The 18,930-nt window shown below is 52.0% G+C and carries 21 protein-coding genes; 6 read left to right on the plus strand and 15 right to left on the minus strand.

Going from position 1 to position 18,930, the window contains the following annotated elements:
• Positions 1-20 precede the first annotated feature (20 nt).
• Genes flgD through flgB form a run of 3 tightly spaced genes read right to left on the minus strand, consistent with a single transcriptional unit; the run spans position 21 to position 1,497 of the window.
• Positions 21-695 carry a flagellar hook assembly protein FlgD gene (gene flgD / locus ACW14G_RS09145; protein WP_167574752.1) on the minus strand — a complete coding sequence of 225 codons (675 nt, stop codon included), beginning with the start codon at positions 693-695 and terminating at the stop codon, positions 21-23.
• A 2-nt stretch (positions 696-697) separates the two neighbouring features.
• Positions 698-1,123: a flagellar basal body rod protein FlgC gene (flgC, locus tag ACW14G_RS09150; RefSeq protein WP_167574751.1), complete on the minus strand. Its 426-nt coding sequence runs from the start codon at positions 1,121-1,123 to the stop codon at positions 698-700.
• 23 nt (positions 1,124-1,146) lie between these two features.
• Positions 1,147-1,497, minus strand: a complete 351-nt coding sequence (flgB, locus tag ACW14G_RS09155) for a flagellar basal body rod protein FlgB (RefSeq protein ID WP_167574750.1) — start codon at positions 1,495-1,497, stop codon at positions 1,147-1,149.
• A 78-nt stretch (positions 1,498-1,575) separates the two neighbouring features.
• Here flgB and flgA point away from each other — a divergent pair, with 78 nt between their 5' ends.
• The 3 genes from flgA (at position 1,576) to ACW14G_RS09170 (ending at position 3,209) form a co-directional block, all read left to right on the plus strand.
• The gene (gene flgA / locus ACW14G_RS09160) at positions 1,576-2,364 is read left to right on the plus strand and encodes a flagellar basal body P-ring formation chaperone FlgA (RefSeq protein WP_167574749.1); all 789 of its coding nucleotides are present in this window, start codon (positions 1,576-1,578) and stop codon (positions 2,362-2,364) included.
• Positions 2,365-2,468: 104 nt separating this feature from the next.
• The gene (gene flgM, locus ACW14G_RS09165) at positions 2,469-2,768 is read left to right on the plus strand and encodes a flagellar biosynthesis anti-sigma factor FlgM (protein ID WP_223804129.1); all 300 of its coding nucleotides are present in this window, start codon (positions 2,469-2,471) and stop codon (positions 2,766-2,768) included.
• A gap of 3 nt (positions 2,769-2,771) precedes the next feature.
• A complete protein-coding gene (locus ACW14G_RS09170) occupies positions 2,772-3,209 on the plus strand; it encodes a flagellar protein FlgN (RefSeq protein ID WP_167574747.1) in 438 nt (145 codons plus the stop codon).
• A gap of 55 nt (positions 3,210-3,264) precedes the next feature.
• On the opposite strand, the gene ACW14G_RS09175 is transcribed toward ACW14G_RS09170, so the two are convergent.
• The 12 genes from ACW14G_RS09175 to ACW14G_RS09230 all read right to left on the minus strand — a co-directional run bounded on the left by ACW14G_RS09175 (position 3,265) and on the right by ACW14G_RS09230 (position 16,383).
• Positions 3,265-4,038 carry a hypothetical protein gene (locus ACW14G_RS09175; RefSeq protein WP_455648565.1) on the minus strand — a complete coding sequence of 258 codons (774 nt, stop codon included), beginning with the start codon at positions 4,036-4,038 and terminating at the stop codon, positions 3,265-3,267.
• Between the two features lie 4 nt (positions 4,039-4,042).
• On the minus strand, positions 4,043-5,422 hold the full coding sequence (locus ACW14G_RS09180) for a bifunctional cytidylyltransferase/SDR family oxidoreductase (protein WP_167574745.1): 1,380 nt from the start codon (positions 5,420-5,422) through the stop codon (positions 4,043-4,045).
• Between the two features lie 45 nt (positions 5,423-5,467).
• A complete protein-coding gene (locus ACW14G_RS09185) occupies positions 5,468-7,297 on the minus strand; it encodes a glycosyltransferase family 25 protein (protein WP_455648566.1) in 1,830 nt (609 codons plus the stop codon).
• Positions 7,298-7,385: 88 nt separating this feature from the next.
• Positions 7,386-8,327 carry a hypothetical protein gene (locus ACW14G_RS09190; RefSeq protein WP_223803658.1) on the minus strand — a complete coding sequence of 314 codons (942 nt, stop codon included), beginning with the start codon at positions 8,325-8,327 and terminating at the stop codon, positions 7,386-7,388.
• The gene (locus ACW14G_RS09195; RefSeq protein WP_223803657.1) at positions 8,314-9,753 is read right to left on the minus strand and encodes a glycosyltransferase family 2 protein; all 1,440 of its coding nucleotides are present in this window, start codon (positions 9,751-9,753) and stop codon (positions 8,314-8,316) included. The genes ACW14G_RS09190 and ACW14G_RS09195 overlap by 14 nt, the downstream gene beginning before the upstream one ends.
• Before the next feature lie 5 nt (positions 9,754-9,758).
• Positions 9,759-10,205 (minus strand): flagellar export protein FliJ, encoded by a 447-nt coding sequence (fliJ, locus tag ACW14G_RS09200; protein ID WP_167574741.1) that lies wholly within the window; start codon positions 10,203-10,205, stop codon positions 9,759-9,761.
• A gap of 6 nt (positions 10,206-10,211) precedes the next feature.
• Entirely contained in the window at positions 10,212-11,531 is a 1,320-nt protein-coding gene (fliI, locus tag ACW14G_RS09205; RefSeq protein WP_167574740.1) for a flagellar protein export ATPase FliI, read from the minus strand.
• Positions 11,518-12,267: a flagellar assembly protein FliH gene (fliH, locus tag ACW14G_RS09210; protein ID WP_249022568.1), complete on the minus strand. Its 750-nt coding sequence runs from the start codon at positions 12,265-12,267 to the stop codon at positions 11,518-11,520. The genes fliI and fliH overlap by 14 nt, the downstream gene beginning before the upstream one ends.
• Positions 12,268-12,270: 3 nt before the next feature.
• On the minus strand, positions 12,271-13,296 hold the full coding sequence (locus tag ACW14G_RS09215; protein WP_167574738.1) for a flagellar motor switch protein FliG: 1,026 nt from the start codon (positions 13,294-13,296) through the stop codon (positions 12,271-12,273).
• Entirely contained in the window at positions 13,268-14,953 is a 1,686-nt protein-coding gene (gene fliF, locus ACW14G_RS09220; RefSeq protein WP_249022567.1) for a flagellar basal-body MS-ring/collar protein FliF, read from the minus strand. Before fliF ends, ACW14G_RS09215 begins: the two co-directional genes overlap by 29 nt.
• A gap of 10 nt (positions 14,954-14,963) precedes the next feature.
• Positions 14,964-15,332 carry a flagellar hook-basal body complex protein FliE gene (fliE, locus tag ACW14G_RS09225; protein WP_167574736.1) on the minus strand — a complete coding sequence of 123 codons (369 nt, stop codon included), beginning with the start codon at positions 15,330-15,332 and terminating at the stop codon, positions 14,964-14,966.
• A gap of 19 nt (positions 15,333-15,351) precedes the next feature.
• Entirely contained in the window at positions 15,352-16,383 is a 1,032-nt protein-coding gene (locus tag ACW14G_RS09230; RefSeq protein ID WP_167574735.1) for a sigma-54 interaction domain-containing protein, read from the minus strand.
• Between the two features lie 517 nt (positions 16,384-16,900).
• On the opposite strand from ACW14G_RS09230, the gene ACW14G_RS09235 reads away from it, so the two are divergent.
• The 3 genes from ACW14G_RS09235 to fliP are packed head-to-tail and all read left to right on the plus strand — an operon-like array spanning position 16,901 to position 18,928.
• On the plus strand, positions 16,901-17,785 hold the full coding sequence (locus tag ACW14G_RS09235) for a FliM/FliN family flagellar motor switch protein (protein WP_249022566.1): 885 nt from the start codon (positions 16,901-16,903) through the stop codon (positions 17,783-17,785).
• Positions 17,778-18,176 carry a flagellar motor switch protein FliN gene (fliN, locus tag ACW14G_RS09240; protein ID WP_167574733.1) on the plus strand — a complete coding sequence of 133 codons (399 nt, stop codon included), beginning with the start codon at positions 17,778-17,780 and terminating at the stop codon, positions 18,174-18,176. Before ACW14G_RS09235 ends, fliN begins: the two co-directional genes overlap by 8 nt.
• On the plus strand, positions 18,173-18,928 hold the full coding sequence (fliP, locus tag ACW14G_RS09245; protein WP_249022565.1) for a flagellar type III secretion system pore protein FliP: 756 nt from the start codon (positions 18,173-18,175) through the stop codon (positions 18,926-18,928). The genes fliN and fliP overlap by 4 nt, the downstream gene beginning before the upstream one ends.
• Positions 18,929-18,930 lie beyond the last annotated feature (2 nt).

Here is an 18,930-nt window from a genome sequence, read left to right on the forward strand (position 1 = left end):
AATTAACTGCCTGATTCACTTCAGGCTTTGTTCTTAGAGGTGTTACCAAACTGGGTAATATTGTTGTAGGCGATTTCACCCAGACCGTTGATGTTCAGTACGGTCGAGCTACCGTCGAGCGGGATACGCACGTTGTTCACCACGCCGCCGATTTCAACCGGCACGTTCTCTTCGCCGGTATCGGTCACCACGCTCAGGGTATATTTCCCTTCGCTCAGGCCGAGTTCTTCCGGATCGATGTTGAAATCCACCTGTCCGGCTTCCTGTTTGCCCAGCTCGATTTTGTGCTCGACGCCAGCGGAATCTTTAACAATCACCGTCACCACGTTGGCCGCGTGCTCCAGCGTCAGACGACCATCGAGCACGGTTTCACCATCACTCTCAATAGAGCTGGTCTGTACCATCACGTGCTGCCCGACCAGGTTGCCGGTGGTGAGGGTTTGCAGGTTGTCCATCAGCACAGAGCTGTTGGCCATCAGCTGCGACATGGTTTCCATCGACTGCACCTGGGTCAGCTGCGCCAGCTGGCTGACGTACTCGGTCCCGTCGGTTGGGTTGAGCGGATCCTGGTTCTGGATCTGCGCAACCAGCAGCTGCATAAACATGGTGTTCATGCCGGAGGCGGTGCTGTTGCTGGTAATACCATCCGTGGAGCTGGAAGCCCGGCTATTGGCGTAAGAGTTATCAACGTTCATGCTTATACTTCCCCAAGTCGCAGCAGGCTTTGCTGCATGCTTTTTACGCTGTTAAGTACGTCGACGTTGGTTTCAAACCCACGTGACGCTGACATCATGTCCGCCATCTCTTCCACCACGTTGACGTCCGGGTAGTAGACGTAGCCGTCGTCGCTTGCCATCGGGTTGTGCGGCTCATAGCGCTGCACCGCGTTGCCCGTTTCAATGACGTCCATCACCTGCACGCGCGCGCCGGTGAGCGCGCGGCTGTGCATCAACTCATCGTTTTGATAAACCGCAGCAAACACCGGACGACGCGCTTTATAGGTGCCGTCTTCGGTGGCGGAGGCGGTTTCCGCGTTGGCGAGGTTACTGGCGATGGTGTTAAGACGAACGGTTTGCGCCGTCATCGCCGACCCCGAAACGCGATAGATATCCGAAAAAGCCATATTGCGTGGTTACCTGCGTTGGATTACTTGCCTTCAATGGCCTGCTTGAGACCAGTGAACTTCATGTTTAAAAAGGCCAGGCTCATTTGGTAGTCCTGGGTGTTTTTCGCAAACTCGGCCTGCTCAACGTTCAACGAGACGGTGTTGCCGTCTGAAGAGGGTTGATAGGGCACGCGATACATCTCCTGCGCTGACGTCTGCGTGGAAAAACTCGACCGTGAGCGTTGCATCTCGGAGGCAAAATCAATATCTTTAGCCTGGAAGTTGGGGGTATCAACGTTTGCCAGATTGGCTGAAAGCAGCTCTGCTCGGGAAAGTCGAAGTGCTACAGCCTGTGGATGAACGCCCAATGCTTTGTCAAAAGTAATACTCACAATTCACACCCTCGTGATGCTAAAACCTGCATGATCTGCTCACTCGTATAGCAATATTCATGCCAAGGTTTTAATTACATGATTTATAATGTTTTTGTTCATTTTTTTCGCGCCAGTGTGAAACGGGATTTCCGCTTCCTCACCGGCCTTTTCCTGCTCGCTATCTCCGCCGCGATTCCCGCGTCCGCCGCTGAGCGCCCGACCAGCGCCCGTAAGCAAATCTATGTCGCCGTCCAGCTCCACGCGGCTGATATTGTTCGCCAGGAAGCGAAACGCCGCCGGTGGCCGGAATATCAGGCGAAAATGAACCTGTTTATTCCCTCCGAAGCCTCGCAGTACGCGACCTGCAGCCAGGAACCTGCCGTGTCGATCCCCGGCGGCGACCGTCTCGATCTCAACCGTCTGCGTTTTGATGTGCGCTGTGCGGATGCCAACGGCTGGGATATCGCGGTCACCGTCAAACCGGATATCTATCTGCCAGTCGTCGTGGCCGACAGCACCCTCGAACGCGGCCAGCAGATTTCCGCCGACAACCTCACCATTAAAAAACTCAACATCAGCAACACGCGTGGCGACTACCTGACCGATCCGGCAGAGGTTATCGGCCTGACCGTGAAGCGCCGCGTGCGCGACCGCCAGCCGATTACACTCAACCAACTAGAGTCACCGCTGCTGGTTGAACGTGGCCAGCGAGTGCTGATGGTGGCTGAACAAAATGGCGTCGAGGCCCGTACCATGGGCGAAGCCATGAAAAAGGGGCGTAAGGGCGAGATTATTAAGGTGAAAAACGAGAGTAGCGGTCGCGTGGTCAGCGCCATTGTCGCCGACATCGGCGTGGTAAACATGGTGTACGCCAGCGGGAATTAAAAAACTTCCCGCAACGTTTAAGTTATCTTCCTTAACTGCCGCTCTTTACTGACAACGGCACAGGAAGTCCGACTTCCGCAGGGCAAGGTTCATACGCCACCACCATAAACAATGAGAACGAGGGCGCAGCGATGAAAGTAACCGCACCACAGTACAACCTGACCACCGCAATCAATAAAGCCAGCAGCGCGGAGCAGACCCGCACCGTGGCTCAGGAAGGCACCAGCGTGACGCGCAGCGCCGCGATTGATCCGGTTCTTGGCGATGCGCAAACGCAGCTGAGCACGCTGCCAGAAGTCGACATGGCGCGCGTCGCCGAAATGAAAGAAGCCATCAGCAGCGGCAAAATCAGCGTCAATATTGATTCACTGACCGATGCGATGCAAAAGTATTTCCAGAGGTAATTTATGACTAACGCAGCCCAACGCGTTAAAGCACTGATTCAGGACATGACCGAAGACCGTAAACGCTATCATGCCCTGACCGCACTACTTGAAAAGCAGCGCCACCACATTGTTGCCCGCGACGCCGCGTCGCTCGACGTCATCAACGAGCAGATTATGGCGCTGTACCAGCAGCTGTCGCAAAGCAGCCAGCAGCGCTACCAGATTCTCGGCCAGTTAGGGATTGACCCGAGCACCGAAGGCCTGAAAACGCTGATCGCCCGCCTGCCCGCCGCCCATCAGCCTTCTGTTTCCGCCCTCTGGCAAAGTCTTCAGCAGCAGGCTGCTGATTGCCGGATCGCCAACGACTACAACGGGGCGTTGATGAGTATGCAGCAAGATATTCTGGGTAATTTGCTGAATACCAGTGAGCCGGAGAATTGGTTGTATCAGCAGGGGTAGGGTTAACAAACATTTCATCCTGGCAAATAACTTGCCAGGTATAATATTTTCATGATTAACTCCAAGCTTCACCATTATGTATAATACCCCATAGCGGTGCAATGCCATGTTCAAATTGGTATATTAATGACAATATTAACTTTATGTTATAATACGCAACTTCATTATGCTGAGTAATCATTTTTGATTTACTTAAAATGAAATTAAAGTTCTTATAATCTTTAAACCCATCTAAATTTGGGAGTATTTCAACCGGATACTGATGGTCGTCAGGGGATGAAAATAAGTATATATTCCCATCCTTTTTTTTGGCACTGCGAATTATTCCAGACAATTTATTGTTAAGAATGTCAATGTGTTCATTACGGAATTCCCCCATCATGACTTTACCAATATCCTCCCAATAACCCCCCTCACAAACATAGCTCCCAATGTTAAATTGGGGCACTATAGAAATAATATTATTAATATTATGCTTAATGCCGTAATACATCGCCATACTACCGCCTTTTGAAGCACCAATAATCGACGAGCTTGTGCATTTAAGAAAATCTATCACCCCTAAAATCAGACTACTAACGTTCTCCTCAATATCAAAGGACATATTATTACAAAGATAGTAAGCAGGTAACTTATCAAAATCATCTTTAATCCATAAAATATGAGAATCGCAATGTAATAATACATTTTCAAAGTCATAGACTGTCGGATCCGGTACATTGAATCCCGACATAACGATTAATAAATGCTTACAATCCCGTTCTGCCGTTTTAAAGCGATAATGCACCGGAAAATTATCGTTTGGTAGAAAAATGCGATCATAAATCATGAAATTAACCTTTCAAGCCATCTTTTTTGATATCAATAACCACACCTGTGCTTTGCATTGCTAAAACAGCAAGACTTTTTGAGGCGACATCTCTTGGTGTCAATAGTGTATCAATTGGCTCCAGGCCAAAATTTGATTTCCGCATTGGAGTTGCGGTGCGCTCTGGATTTATACAATTGACACGTACACTCTCCTGAATCCATTCTTCCGATAATGCTTGCGTTAAATTCACGACAGCTGCTTTTGCTGAGGAATATAAAGCGTAAAAAGCTCTTCCACGCGTATATGAACTAGAAGCAAAATTAAGTAACATACCATTTTTACGAGCAAGCGTGTCTTTTGCCGCTATTGCGACATTAACAACACCGAGGTAATTAACATTAACTAATAGGGAAACTTCTTCCATTGTTAATTTATCAAGCGGTTTTTTAATGAGCACACCGGAAGTATTGATAACATAATCAATATCACCATGCTCATCTACGATATCTTTCAAATAACTTTTTACACAACTTAAGTTAGTCACATCAACATTATTATGAGAGCGACTTGCAATATAAACTTTAGCTCCATATAAAGTTGCGATGTTCATCATTTCTTGACCAATGCCACTCGAACCACCGAAGATCACAATATTCTTATGCCGTAAAAAACTGAGATCTGTCGGAGAACTGGCAGAGGACTGACTTCTTTCCTGTAATAATTTTTCTGCTAGAAACAAATCAATAGGGTGTGTGATTTTTATATTGTCTTCATGCCCATCAACAGTCATTACACGTATCGCAGGAAGCATTGCACGAAGCACGCTACAATCGCAGGTAAAATTAACTTTACCTGATATCATGGCTTTCTCATAAGCCTGACGTATCGTTGCCAGATGAAATGCCTGTGGTGTTTGCCCTCGACGCATTACGGAACGATTAGGAATGTTAGAAATGCAACCGTCATCCTGTACTTCGACAAGAGTGTCGGCAGAATTAATAACCACATCAACAGCCTTAAAATTATTTAATGCCTGTATGCATTTCTGAATAATAGACTCATCAACCAACGGTCTAACTGCATCATGAAATAATACCTTACATTCCTCATCATAATCTATAATTGATTGCAAAGCAGAGTATGAAGAATAAAATCTTTCATTTCCCCCATGCACAACTTTGCTAACTTTCTGCCAATTGTTTTTCCGGACGTAATTCCAGATCAGTTCGCTATAGTCACTTTGTGAAACAACGATAATTTCATGAATATGTGACGATTTTTCAAAGCAATCAATCGTATATTCGATAATCGCTTTTCCAGCCAACTTAGAAAACTGTTTCGGTTGAATTTGACCGAAACGGGTACCAACACCACCAGAAAGAATTATGGCAATATTTTTCATTAAATGAGACCTTCCATTATTATAATCATCCTGAAACCACAATATTCATACACTTCCTTCACCACGTAATGAATTATGAATAATATTGGCAATTTTTTCTCCCGCTGTTGTATCATCAATACAAAGCTCTTCACGTAAAATAACCTCACGTGCTGATTTCATCGGATCCAGGTTATTGACCACATTATTTACAAAACGATGGATATCTTCTTCCTGCCATGCAACATCATAGTTTTTATATATAAAATCAGCCGTTTTATTCAAACCGTGACAATTTTCGTGAGTTAAATAAAGTATCGGTTTTTTCGACGGGAGATATTCAAGTAAAAAGGAACCCGCATCTGCAATAAGTGCATCCGATTTAGCAAACGATTCCTGATAAGTTGGGCTAAAGTCCCAAGTTACATTATTTCTGGTCGCAGAAATTCTGACCAATCGCTCGTAATTGTCGCGAGCAATCTGACTGGCTTCATGAATCCACTGTTTGAATAAAGGATGTGGTCGAATAATGAGATGAATATCATCCCGCATCATCAACTCAATAAAAACATTACAATAGATATTAAATGTAGTATACATTTTAACATCACCAGGCAGGACAAAATGAGTTGTCCACAGAAAAGTTTTCACCTGATTTTTTTCTCCCATGCGCGCAACTGACTGATAACGACTCTCGTAATAGTCAAATTTAGGGTGGCCTGTAACATAAACGTGTTTATTACCAGCCTGACATTGAACGGCGAACTCATCTTTATGGCGCTGAGAGCGAGCAAATACCCAAGTTGCAATATTTTGGCATAAGAGATTGTACTGATAGATCATACTTTCTTCGCCAATACCAGTATCTAGTGCATAGGGAATATAAGCAATTTTCACCCCACGCCGATAAAGATAATCACTTCGGAAGGCTTCAGGACGGGCTTCATCGTATGGATTCTGAAGAAAAACGACATCAGGTCTGCGGTTTTCTAATAAGTAATCTTCAAAACCAACATACTTTATACACCTATCTTTGAGTATCTTTCGTTGAATATCACCATTGATATCTGTCGCATGCCAATTAAGATAAGGAACAACAATTACCTGACAATCAAATGCTGGATTATTAAGCATAGCCTGAATGACTGACTCAAAATTAGTCCAACCCGATGGCCACTGGAAATAAAAATCAACTTTTATAGGCCCGGTCGTCGGGTTATTGAATTGTTCTGGAGTTGTTATCTGATGGAGCGGTTTATTAAACAGCGATTGATAATCAACCTCAACCTCTTCAATATCACTTTTATCAGGTAACTGGTAACCACTATTAGGAAATATACCTAACCATAAATCTTCTTGCATGCAGGAATGCCAGTTCACATCAATAGCGTATTCTTGCTTACTTCCACCCTGTAGTAATGCGAAAACGCCTGAACGATAATTATGAATCAACTTGTCATAATAAGAAGCGTTGACAATATAAGCACATGCACACCAGGCTTTATCCACTCTAACAAGATAATCTACACTCTTTAATGGTGTCACCTGTTGATAATTAGCAGCTAAAAAAGCCACATGCCAACTAATATTATTAAGTGTTTTAAAATAACGATTCACATTTTCGAAATTTTCCTCCGTCTCAGAGAAGGAGAAGTCATCTTCAAGAATTAGCACTCTTTGCCATTTGTTTTGCTGTGCCATTTCTAAAGCGGCAATGTGCGAAAGTGAGCAACCAATATATCCAGGGCTATGCTCAACCGCATCTAATCGGAAAACCTTATCCTTAGGCACACCTATTTTTTTGAGATGTTTTACAATTCGTACCCGACGATCTTTCCGCCTGTCTAGATTGATAAAAATAACTTTATCAATGATATTCCAATCAATAGTGGTCATAGTATTTTACGAAAAATAATAATCAAAAAAACAGGATGAAAAAATACCGCTGATATAAGCGGTATCTTCAGGTCAGCTGCATTCACAATTACAGCAGCGACAGCCCGCACAGCAAACTATAATCCGCCGTATTCCCCGCTTCGGCGACAAACGGATTTTTCTGCTGCCAGCCGCGCAGGGCGCTTACCAGCAGCGCGACATCGTCCTGAGTCAGTTCCTTCTGCTCGGCGCGAATGACGCACAGCATTTTGATGTGGAAAAACTGCCGCGCGAGGCCGAGCAGCGCTTCGCCGTAATTGGTGCAGCCTACGCCGGGGAAAATATCGCTATACAGCTGATAAATGAGGATATTGCGTAGCGTATGCGGCTGCTCGTCAAACAACGCGATCGTGGGCCATGCCGAATCCAGCGCCTGCTGACGCTCTGCCAGACGGGCGGGCTGCATAATCGCCAGTTCGCTCAGCTTCAGCGACATTCCCATTTTCTCCACCATCGGCAGATTCAGGTTCAGGCGCATCGCCCCCATCTCTTTAAGTTCCGCCGCACGGTTCTCAATGATGGGCGGCAACATAGCAAACTGCTGCGCCAGTACACCCTGTTCCGCCAGCGTGGCCAACTGCGCCCCCATGTCGACCAGTAGCGCCGGATCGCTTTCGCCGTTATCCAGATGCTGCTGTGCTTTGCTAAGCAGTATGCCGATGGCATACAGGCTCTCTTCCAGCGTCAGCGCCGGATGCACCGCCAGGTTGATACACTGCTGGTTAAGCGCTTCGCTCCACGCCGAAAGTAACTCTTCACTCTGCGGCGCGGCCTTTGCGGTATGCAGCACGAAGGCCTCCGGGTTGAACAGCATCTCTTTTGCCGCCGTTTCACAGCCAATATCCAGCGTTTCACGCTGCTGGTTTTTCAGCTTTACGCTGATGTGCGGCCACGCCTGTTCGGCATTCTGGCACGCCGGACAGGCACACGACGTCTCCCGCGCATCGAAGCGTGCAACGAATTCAGGTTGGTAATGTTCAATCAGTTCCATGTGTGTTCTCTTTGGTCGTCTCGGCTTCACGATGTTTACGGAAAAACCAGTGCGTACAGTCGATCAGCTCACCCGTTTTCGGGTCTGGATGATGCTGCAAGAAAGCAAAGCTCGGGCTAAAGCCCAGCCACAGCGGCGTCTGCTGCTGCAGATTTTGCCAACAGTGATCCAGACTGAGCGCTTGCTGGTAGGTCTCCAGCAGCGTGTCGTAATAGTTGGCATTCACCGCATAGGCGCACGCGCAGCCCGCTTTGTAAATTCGCGCCACGCCCTGCATGGTCCGCGTGGGCACGAAGCGTTCATAGCGCCCGCCCAGCAGCAGCACCTGCCAATCCAGCAGTTCCAGGCCGTTGAGCAGTTTGTTGATGTTGTTCACCGCGTTTTCTTTTTTCACAAACCGCAGTTCGGCATCCAGCAGCACCACGTTCTTCCAGCCCTGCTGTTTAGCGTGCGCCACAATCTGGTAGTGGGTCTGCCGCGCGGCGGCATCGCTCGACTCGGCCTTCACTTTCGCCACCGGCCAGATTTGATCGGCCTGGACGCCAAGCGCCAGCAGCGCCTCACAGCGTTCGGGAAGCATCTCCTCCTGCTGCGGTTCGTAAATCACGGCAACCTTCTCAAACACCGACCAGTTCACCAGCGTGTTGAGTGGCGCGGTGCTCAGGCGACGGTAATGCGCCAGCAGGTTGGGGTCGTGGACGAAATCTTCCAGCGTCAGATCTACCGCTGTGGAGCTGTCCATGATGTAGTCTTTATCGAAGGTATTACTGCTGTGCGAAATGCAAAGAATGCTCTGCTTCGGGTCGATCTGCTGCACCGGCGTCGTAAAACGGTTCAGGAAGGCATACTCTTCTGCCCGGGTAGCATCATCGTCATAACGGTTTTTCTTCAGCAGATTACGGTGATAGCCAAAAGTACCGTTCAGCGCATGGTGCGCGCCGAAAGGGTGCGTCAGGTAGATTTTGTCCAGGTGGCTGTACCAGATGTAGATCTGATCGCAACCGGAAAACAGCGCGTGATGACTCTGCATCTGCGTCACCTGATGGGAAATTTTATTCGGCGGATAGTAGTCGTCATCATCAAAGCAGATGATGTATTCCCCTTTCGCCAGCGCGTTAAGCCGATTACGTTTATGGCCCAGCACCAATCGCTCCGGGCTATGGATATAGCGTACGTTCGGCGTCGCCGGGTCGCTCATCATCTCGATGAGATCGGCGTTACTGGTCGGAGAATCGTCGAGAATAATCAGCTCGCGCTTGTCCGCCGGGTAGTCCTGGTACTGCCAGATATAAAGCAGATAGGGCAGAAACTCGCGGCGGTTATAGGTCGGGCAGACGACACTGACAAATGGCGTTGTTTGCGGCTGCGGGCGCTGCTGGCGAGCCAGCAACGCGGACATCAGGTTTGGTTTATTGGCGGTCTTCATCACAATTATCGTTGGCGCGCGGCGGCCAGCTGCTGACGCAGCCAGCACTGGGTAGAAACAGAATCAGTCATTTTTTGCTCCCGACGGCTCATTTCCATCCGTTGGTCGCTGCGTTTGGCGTCCAGTACCAGCTCGAGGCTCTTTTCGCGCTTCGCCTCGGCCAGCAGATTGCCCTGAATTTTTTGCGCTTCGAGGTTAGCCAGCGCCTGCTCTTGTTTCTGCCAGTCGATAACACGTTGAATATTGTGCTTATATTTCGACTGGTTAATCATCATCACGGCGCTATTGACGCTCTGCTCCGCCAGCCCGGAGGCCAGCGAGGTCAGCGCATCAATATTCTTCTCAAAGCGCTGGCAGACCTGCTTTTGCGAGGCCAGCTTCGAACTGAGATCATCAACCGCGCGCGTGCGCATCAGATGAAGCTGTTCCAGCGTAGAAATCAGTTTATTCATCGTGCATTACCCTGCTTGCGCCAGCGTACGCAGATCGTTAACGGTCGAATCCATTAACGCCGCGTCCTGAACTTCCTGTTGTAAGAACTGCGTGATGGCCGGAGAGAGACGGACGGCTCTATCAGCCAGCGGGTCTGCGCCAGCAACGTACCCCCCCAGCGGAATCAACGGTTTAATACTCTGGTATTCGGCGTATAGCTGCTTCAGCGTGCGCGCGGCGAGCTGATGTTCGCGGGCGGTGACCTGGCTCATGCAACGGCTGATCGACTGGCCGATATCGATGGCCGGATAGTGTCCCGCTTCCGCCAGATGGCGCGACAGCACGATATGGCCGTCGAGCACCGCACGCGCGCAGTCGACGATCGGATCCTGCTGATCGTCGCCCTCCGCCAGCACGGTATAGATCGCGGTCATCGATCCGCAGCTTTCGCTGTTGCCGGCGCTCTCCACCAGACGGGGGATCATACTGAACGCCGACGGCGGATAGCCTTTGGTGGCGGGAGGTTCGCCGAGTGATAGCGCAATCTCACGCTGCGCCATGGCGTAGCGGGTCAGCGAGTCGACCAGCAGCAGCACGTCTTTGCCTTTATCGCGGTAATAGCTGGCGATGGTGTGACACAGCTCGGTGGCTTTGATGCGCATCAGCGGCGACTCGTCCGCCGGGGCGGCGACAATCACCGACTTCGCCAGCCCTTCGGCCTGTAGCGAGTTCTCGATAAACTCTTTCACCTCACGGCCACGTTCGCCGATCAGCCCCACCACCACCACTTCGGCCTGGGTGTAGCGGGTAATCATGCCGAGCAGCACGCTTTTGCCCACGCCGCTGCCCGCCATCAGCCCCACGCGCTGGCCTTTGCCGATGGTCAGCAAGCCATTAATGGCGCGTACGCCAACGTCCAGCGGCGCCTCCACCGGCTGGCGTTTCAGCGGGTGAACTTGCGGTAGCTGCTGCGGCAGCAGCGTGTCGCCGCCGAGTTTGCCTTTGTCATCCAGCGGTTCGCCAAGGCCGTTAACCACCCGCCCCAGCCACTGGTCGCCAATCATCACGCCTTCGCTTTTTCCGGCGGGAAACACGCGCGCGCCGGCAATCAGGCCGGAAGGCTGCTTGAACGGCATCAGGTAGGTGACTTCGCGGTCAAAGCCCACCACCTGCGCTTCCATCATCTCGTGCTCGATGCTTTCGACGTGGCACAGCTGGCCAATCGCCAGACGACAGCCGACGCACTCCAGCAAAATACCGTTGACGCGGACCAGTCTCCCGGCGACGCGCGCCAGATCGATCTGTTCAATGGAGCGCAGCGCCTGTTCGAAATCAAGGCTGCTCATGCGCGGCTTCCGGCAACAGGTTGTCCTTCAGCACCGACACGCACTGGTCGAGGCGGTGCTGACAGCCAACGTCCATCTCGGTGGTATCGGTAATCACACGGCATTCGCCCAGCTCCAGCGCCGGATCGGCAACCAGCCCCCACTCGCGGGTCTTTTCCGGCTCCGCTTCGCTGATGCGGCGGAATTCTTCAGCATTGAGCATCACGCGAATTTGCTCCGGCGGCTGCGGCAGGCTGGTCACCGCCTCTTCCACCAGCGCCAGCAGCTGCGTCGGGTGCAATGCCAGCTCGCAGCGAATCACCTGACGGGTGACTTTCTCCACCAGCTGTAGCAGCTCTTCGCGACGACGCTGTTCATAACCGTCAAGGAAACGCTGGACGTCGGCGGTGATGCGCTCAAACGGCGCCGCCGCGTCCAGGAACTGCTGGCGAGCCTGCTGTTTACCTTCGGCGAGCCCTTTACGCATCCCGTCATCAAAGCCCAGACGCATGCCTTCCTGATAGCCTTCCTCTTTGCCTTCTGCCATCCCCTGCGCGAAGCCCTGATTCACGCCCTCGCGGAAACCTTCCTCCAGCTGCTGCTGATACGCCGCCGGATCCGGCGCGGCAACCGACTGGTCGTCCATCGGCGCGTCAGGCGTCGCCCAGCGTTTACGCAACGGCGGGAATTTATGCAGCTGCGGTTTCGCGGTGGCATGGCGGTTGGCGCTCAGCGATAAGCTGCGTTTTTTGAACATGGTTTATTCCACCGTCTGTTCTGCGAACAGCTGTACCTGAATCTCACCCTCTTCCACCAGCTGGCGCAGGGTCTGCATAATCTCTTTACGCACCTGCTCGATACGGCTGACCGGCACCGGCCCCAGGCGTGTGGTGGTGCTTTGCAGCAGGGTCACCTGGCGCTTCGGCATGACGTTGAAGATCGCCTGGCGCAGCACCGGTTCGGTGCCCTTCAGCGCCACGGCCCATTCATCGATCGGCACTTCATCCATCAGGCGTTGCAGGGTCATCGGGGTCTGGCGGCTGAGGATGTAGAACTCATACATCTCATCCTGCAGATCGTCGACCACGCTCTCGTCACGTTCGCGCAGCTGCTCCAGCAGCTCCTGCTGGTTGCTGGGGATACGGTTGACGATATTCGCGGCGTGCTTGATACCGGCGACCTTCGAGCCGTGCTCGGAGAGCACCGCGATGCCACGGTCAATCAGACGATCCAACTCGTCGATCACGTCGCGGTTAACGTCATCCAGACGCGCAATGCGGTAGATGATTTCGTCCTGACGTTCACTCGGCAGCACGCTCAGTACGCTGGCTGCAATATCCGGCGGCAGGAAGGCGAGGAACACCGCCTGCAATTGCAGGTGCTCTTGCTCAATCAGCGCCGCCAGCTGCGGAATATCCACCCATTGCAGGCGCGCCATGCGATAGCGAATCTCATCACCGTAGATGCCGTTAATCACGCTGCGGGCAATTTCGCCGCCCAGCGCTTTTTCCAGAATGCTCCGCAGGTAATAACGCGATGCGCCGTTGATACCACTCTGCTCACGGTAGTCGGAGAAGAAGTTGTTCATCGCCTGACGCGCGTGGTTAACCTTCACATCATGCAGACGCGCCATGGTTTCGCTCAGCAGCACAACCTCTTCACGGTTCAACTTCTGCATCACCTGCGCCGCGGCTTCTTCTCCCACGCTCATCAGCAGGATGGCCGCCTGTTCCAGACGGCTGCGGCTACCTGAATTACTATTCCGATTTGCTGTTGCTTCGGTCATTGCTGTTAATCCACTGTTTCAGTACTTCCGCTACGCGCTCCGTCTCGCTCTGGGCCAGAACCTGGAGATACTCCACCTTGGTTTCCAGGCCGGAACTTTGCGGCGGCAGCAGATCGTCGTTGTTGTTAAAAGCGGTGCTCGGCAGCGCGGTGAGATTGTCATCCTGAGCTTCGGACTCATCGGTCAACAGGCCGCGTTCGTTCTGTTGAGCCTCGTTCACCAGACGCTCGCGACGTCCCAGACGCTGGGCCAGCGGACGGACGCCAAACAGCAGCGTGAGTAAGGCCAGCAGGCCAATCCCGCCGTTTTGTCCCCAGTACTGCATATCCGGGTCTTTCCACCACTTCTGGTTCAGCATGCTGTCGGCTGCCGGCGCGGTGAAGGCGAGCACGTCCAGCGTCAGCGCGTCGCCACGTTCTTTATCAATACCGGCGGCGCTCTCCACCAGACGGGTGATCGACGTCAGCTGCGTGGGGGTAATATTGGCCAGCGCAGGCGCGGACTGGTTCAAGGCCACGGCGACGCTCAATTTCTCCAGCTTGTAGCCGGGATGGCGGATATGGCGGATGTCGCGATCGAACGCGTATTTACGCTGCTCCTGGCTACGGCTGGAGAGGGAACGCGGGTCGCTGGTGTTGTTAGCAGCGGTGTTAGCCGCCGGAGCCGCATCGCCCGCCGCCTGTGCGGCGGCAGCCTGCGGGTTCTGGTTCACCGGGCGGTTGCTTAGCGAGCCGGGAATCCCGAACGCCATTTCGTTGGTGGTGTTCTCCTGGCTTAGCTGCTCATCGCTGACGCGCGGATCTTTGCCCAGACGTTCCTGAGTCTCTTCCACACGGCTTAAGTCCACGGTCGGCGCAACGCTGATGCGATAGTTGCCCGCGCCCACCAGGGAGGTCAGCAGGCTGGCGATATTCTTGCTGGTATCTTCGCGGATACGCTGCATGACATCGTCGCCCAGGCGTTTACCGGCGATGCTGCCGTCCGGCCCGGCCACGCCGTCAGACAGCAGATTGCCCGCCTGATCGACCACGCGTACGCTCTCCGCGGACATGCCCGGTACGGAACCGGACACCAGTTGCACAATCGAGGCCACCTGCTGTTCATCCAGCTGTCGGCCATAGCGCAGTTGCACCACAACCGAGGCGCTGCTGTTCGGCTTATTGGTCAGCACAAACGAACTGGACTCGCTCAGCCCAAGATGAACGCGCGCGGTTTCTACCGGGTCCAGCGCCATGATGCTTTTCGCCAGCTCGCCTTCCAGGCTGCGCTTGTAGCGCACGTTCTGGATAAACTGGCTGCTACCGAGCATCTCTTCTTTATCCATCAGCTCATAGCCGTCCGGCGTTGCCGCGCTGATGCCTTTGGCCGCCAGCGCCATACGCGCCTGGGACAGTTTGTTTTCGGTCACCAGCACCTGGCCGTTGTCCGGATTAATGCGGTAGGCAATGTTTTCCGCGCCCAGTACGTCCACGACCTGCGCGACCGGCACCTGCTCCTGCGCGCCGTACAGCGCGACGTAGCCCTGATTGTGATTCCACAACGACGCAATGATGGCGATCGCCAGCACCACGCCGCCGGCAATCACCAGCAGTTTCGGATTGTTGATGCCAGCGGGGAGGGAGACGGCAGGAAGACGATCTTTGATTTTGTTTAACACGGTACAGACCTTACAGCGAAATATTCATCACTTCGTCGAGCGCGCTGTTGAGCTTGTTGCGCACCTGCATCATGGCCGAGAAGGCCACGCTGGCTTTCTGGCTCTCAATCATCGCGCCGGCTAAGTCGTCGCTCTGACCCATATCAATTGCGGTCTGTTTGGCGCTGGCGCTGTGCTGTAGCGCGTCCACGTTGTCGATGGCGTTATTTAAAACGCGGGAAAAAGAGACCGAGTCGGTGCTGGCAAACGCGCTGTTCGCCGGGGCAATCGTCTGTGCGGTGTTGACCGAGCCGGCGGAAGCCAGCATGGCCGTTTGCTGCATACGGTCCAGCAGCGCCTGGTGCGCGGTGTTAATACCTGCGGCGGCAATCTTGTCCATTATTTCTTCCTTCCTGGCCTCAGGAATAACATTCAATATCAATGCCTTCGTCGCGCATTGACGCAAGGCGGTAACGCAGAGCGCGTGGGGTAATGCCTAAAAACTCCGCGGTCTTGGATTTATTGCCTTTATGGCGTTTGAGCAGATCGATAATGTACTGGTACTCCGCCAGACGTCCGTGCAGCTTCACGTCGCGGATGGCAGAACTGCCGGTATCCTGCTCGCGGTAAGCAGGCATGACGCCCACCGACGGGGTTTCCGGCAGCGGCACGCGCGCCACCAGACCAAAGTCGGCGGCTTTAATTTCATCGCCGTTGCCCAGAATCATGCCGCGCTGGATAACGTTCTCCAGCTCACGCACATTGCCCGGCCAGTCATAGCCGAGCAGCGCGTTGCGCGCATCGTCGCTCAGGCGCACGTCGCCTTTGTGGAAGGCGCGGTATTTGGCAATAAAGCGCTGCACCAGCGGCAGGATGTCCTGCTTGCGCTCGCGCAGCGGTGTGATGTGAATAGGCACCACGGAAATACGGTAAAACAGATCCTGACGGAAACGGCCTTCGGCAATTTCCTGTTGTAAGTCTTTATTGGTAGAGGCAATCAGTCGAATATCCAGCGGAATACGTTTATGGCTACCCAGGCGTTCAACTTCCTGCTCCTGTAATACCCGTAATAACTTCGCCTGTAATGACAGCGGCATATCGCCAATTTCATCCAGCAGCAGCGTACCGCCGTTTGCCTGCTCAAATTTACCGGCTACACTCGCCACCGCGCCGGTAAATGCACCTTTCTCATAACCAAATAAAATCGCTTCCAGCATACTTTCTGGAATAGCGGCGCAGTTAACCCCGACGTACGGGGCTTCACTGCCGCAGGCATGCTCGTGGATATATTTAGCGACACACTCCTTGCCCGTTCCTGTCTCACCAGTCACCAGGACTGATACATTATATTTAGCAACGCGGCGAGCTAATGAGATTACGCCCACGCTGGCAGGAGAAACGGCGACAAAGCCTTCTCCGTGACGGTCTTCACGTTCAATGATAATGCTCATTTTGGATTACCAGTAAAAAAGAACAAATAAGGATAATGCGCTAAACCTTTATTAAACGTGCGCTGCAATCACCTTGCTACATAGAAGATTAAAAGCGTTTTTATAATGTTAATAAAGATTAAAGACTGCGGTATTTTCATGGGGAAAGAATCCTTCCGTGAAAATATGCTGCCTAGTATACGCATGGTGTAGGAATTGTCTTATTTTTAATGAATATTAAAACATTAATCTATTTTTTTCATGCACTTACAGAAGTTATTAATCAAGCAACATGCGGAAAAATAATGGATTAATAACCGCTATCCACTTGCAATAAATGATTCAGAAAGGTCTAATTTGCACCCTGAATAAAAGGCAGTTGAGTCATCGTCTGACGACGAACCTTCGATGTTGACCTAAAGCGTCACAACATCTTAAAAACTCAAATGCTTCCAGGAAAAATTTTCGCGACCGTTATCGATAATCGTTAACGGCGCCTTATTGTCTCACCAGGACACGTTATCAAACCGGAATAATCATGTACCCTGCTTCACAGCGAATCAGAATCCATCAGCAGGATAATCTTCCTGAGCTGGTAAAACTGGATGTCAGCAAACTCGGTCGCCCATGGCATAAGCTACCTAAGGTAATGAACGATAGCTTTGACATTCTTGACGCGCGCCTGAGTATTTATTTTCTGAAGAAGCTTCGGGTTAACGCCGCGTTAGAATCGATGACTTTCGCGATCGACCAGAATTATAAAAATGCGCAAATATTCTCAACACGTTATGGGAATATTGCGTTTGTGATCGATCGTATATTATTACTAAACATCCTCCATGATTATTACGGGCTGAGTAAAGACAGCAGCCATATTGAACCGGATGAGTCACTCCCGATCACCAAAACGGAAGAACGCCTCAAAAGCAAACTGGGTCAGGAACTGACCTCGCTGGTTATTTGCAAAGAGACATTTGGCGAAGACCTGGAAATTAAAGTCGATTATTCCACGGTCATTAACCAGTGGGCCTGGTGCATCACTTTCACCCTGGAAGGTTACAGCCACGGTAGCTTTACCATCCTGCTGGACAATCCACACATTGACCAGATGTTGGCGGCGCTACGCTCTCCAGATAACAGCACCAGCGGCGTGGAAAAGAGCGTCAGCCTGAGCCCCGCGCAGATCGAACGCCTGTTCGATAGTCTGCCGCTGAAGCTGGATGGCCGTCTGGCCAGCCTGAACCTGACCGTCGCTCAAATCGCTGACATCAAACCAGGCGACATCATCCCGATCGCGATCAATGACCCTTTACCGGTGTTTATCGGTAAAGAACAGATTTTTGAAGCCACTATTGCCGAAGATCGCAGCAAGCTTTTCTTATGCGATATCCACGACAAGACAACCGAGAAGCCTTATGAGTGATTTACAACAAGAGCTGAGCCAGTCTCTGGATCTGGACGACCTGAACCTCAGCGACATGACCCATGATGAAACCATTGAGGGGAATATCCGCCTCGATTTACAGCCGGAGACGCGTAATGCGCCACTGACCGACGTGCGCCGCATGGCGCTGTTCAGCCGCATTCCGGTGACCCTGACGCTGGAAGTGTCCTCGGTGAACATCTCGCTGGCTGAACTGATGGCAGTGAACTGCGACTCGGTGATTGAGCTGGACAAAATGGCGGGTGAACCGCTGGATATTAAGGTCAATGGTATCGCGTTCGGCAAGGCCGAAGTCGTGGTGCTTAATGATAAATATGGCCTGCGTATCATCGAATTTAATGCCAAAGAACTGGGTGAGCTGACCCGATGAACCGCGCGTTTTACCGTGGCTGCGCCCCGCTGCTGCTACTCATTGGTTTGCTGTTCGCCCAGCCCGTTCTGGCGGCGAACGGCGACATCACGCTCTTTAGCACGACCGCTAACGGCGCGGGCCAGGATTACAACGTTAAAATTGAAATCCTGATCCTGATGACCCTGCTCGGCCTGCTGCCGATCATGGTGCTGATGATGACCTGCTTTACCCGCTTTATCATCGTGCTGGCGATTCTGCGCCAGGCGCTTGGGTTACAGCAGAGTCCGCCAAACAAAATCCTCACCGGCATCGCGCTGGCGCTCACTCTGCTGGTGATGCGACCGGTATGGACCACCGTGTATAACGACGCGATTGAGCCCTTCCAGAACGACCAGATCACCCTCAAGCAGGCGCTGGTGAATGCTGAAGCGCCGCTGAAAAAATACATGCTGGCGCAGACCAACAATAAAGCGATGGCGCAAATCATGACCATCGCCGGCATTGAAGGCGACGCCCGCGAGCAGGATCTGACCATCGTCACCCCGGCATATCTGCTCAGCGAGCTAAAAACCGCCTTCCAGATAGGCTTTATGATTTACATCCCGTTCCTGGTCATCGACCTGATTGTCGCCAGTATTCTGATGGCAATGGGGATGATGATGCTGTCGCCGCTGATCGTCTCGCTGCCGTTTAAGCTGATGCTGTTCGTGCTGTGCGACGGCTGGACGCTGATTGTCGGCACCCTAACCGCCAGCGTGCAAGGACTGTAGCG

It is taken from the genome of Kluyvera sp., assembly GCF_965301105.1.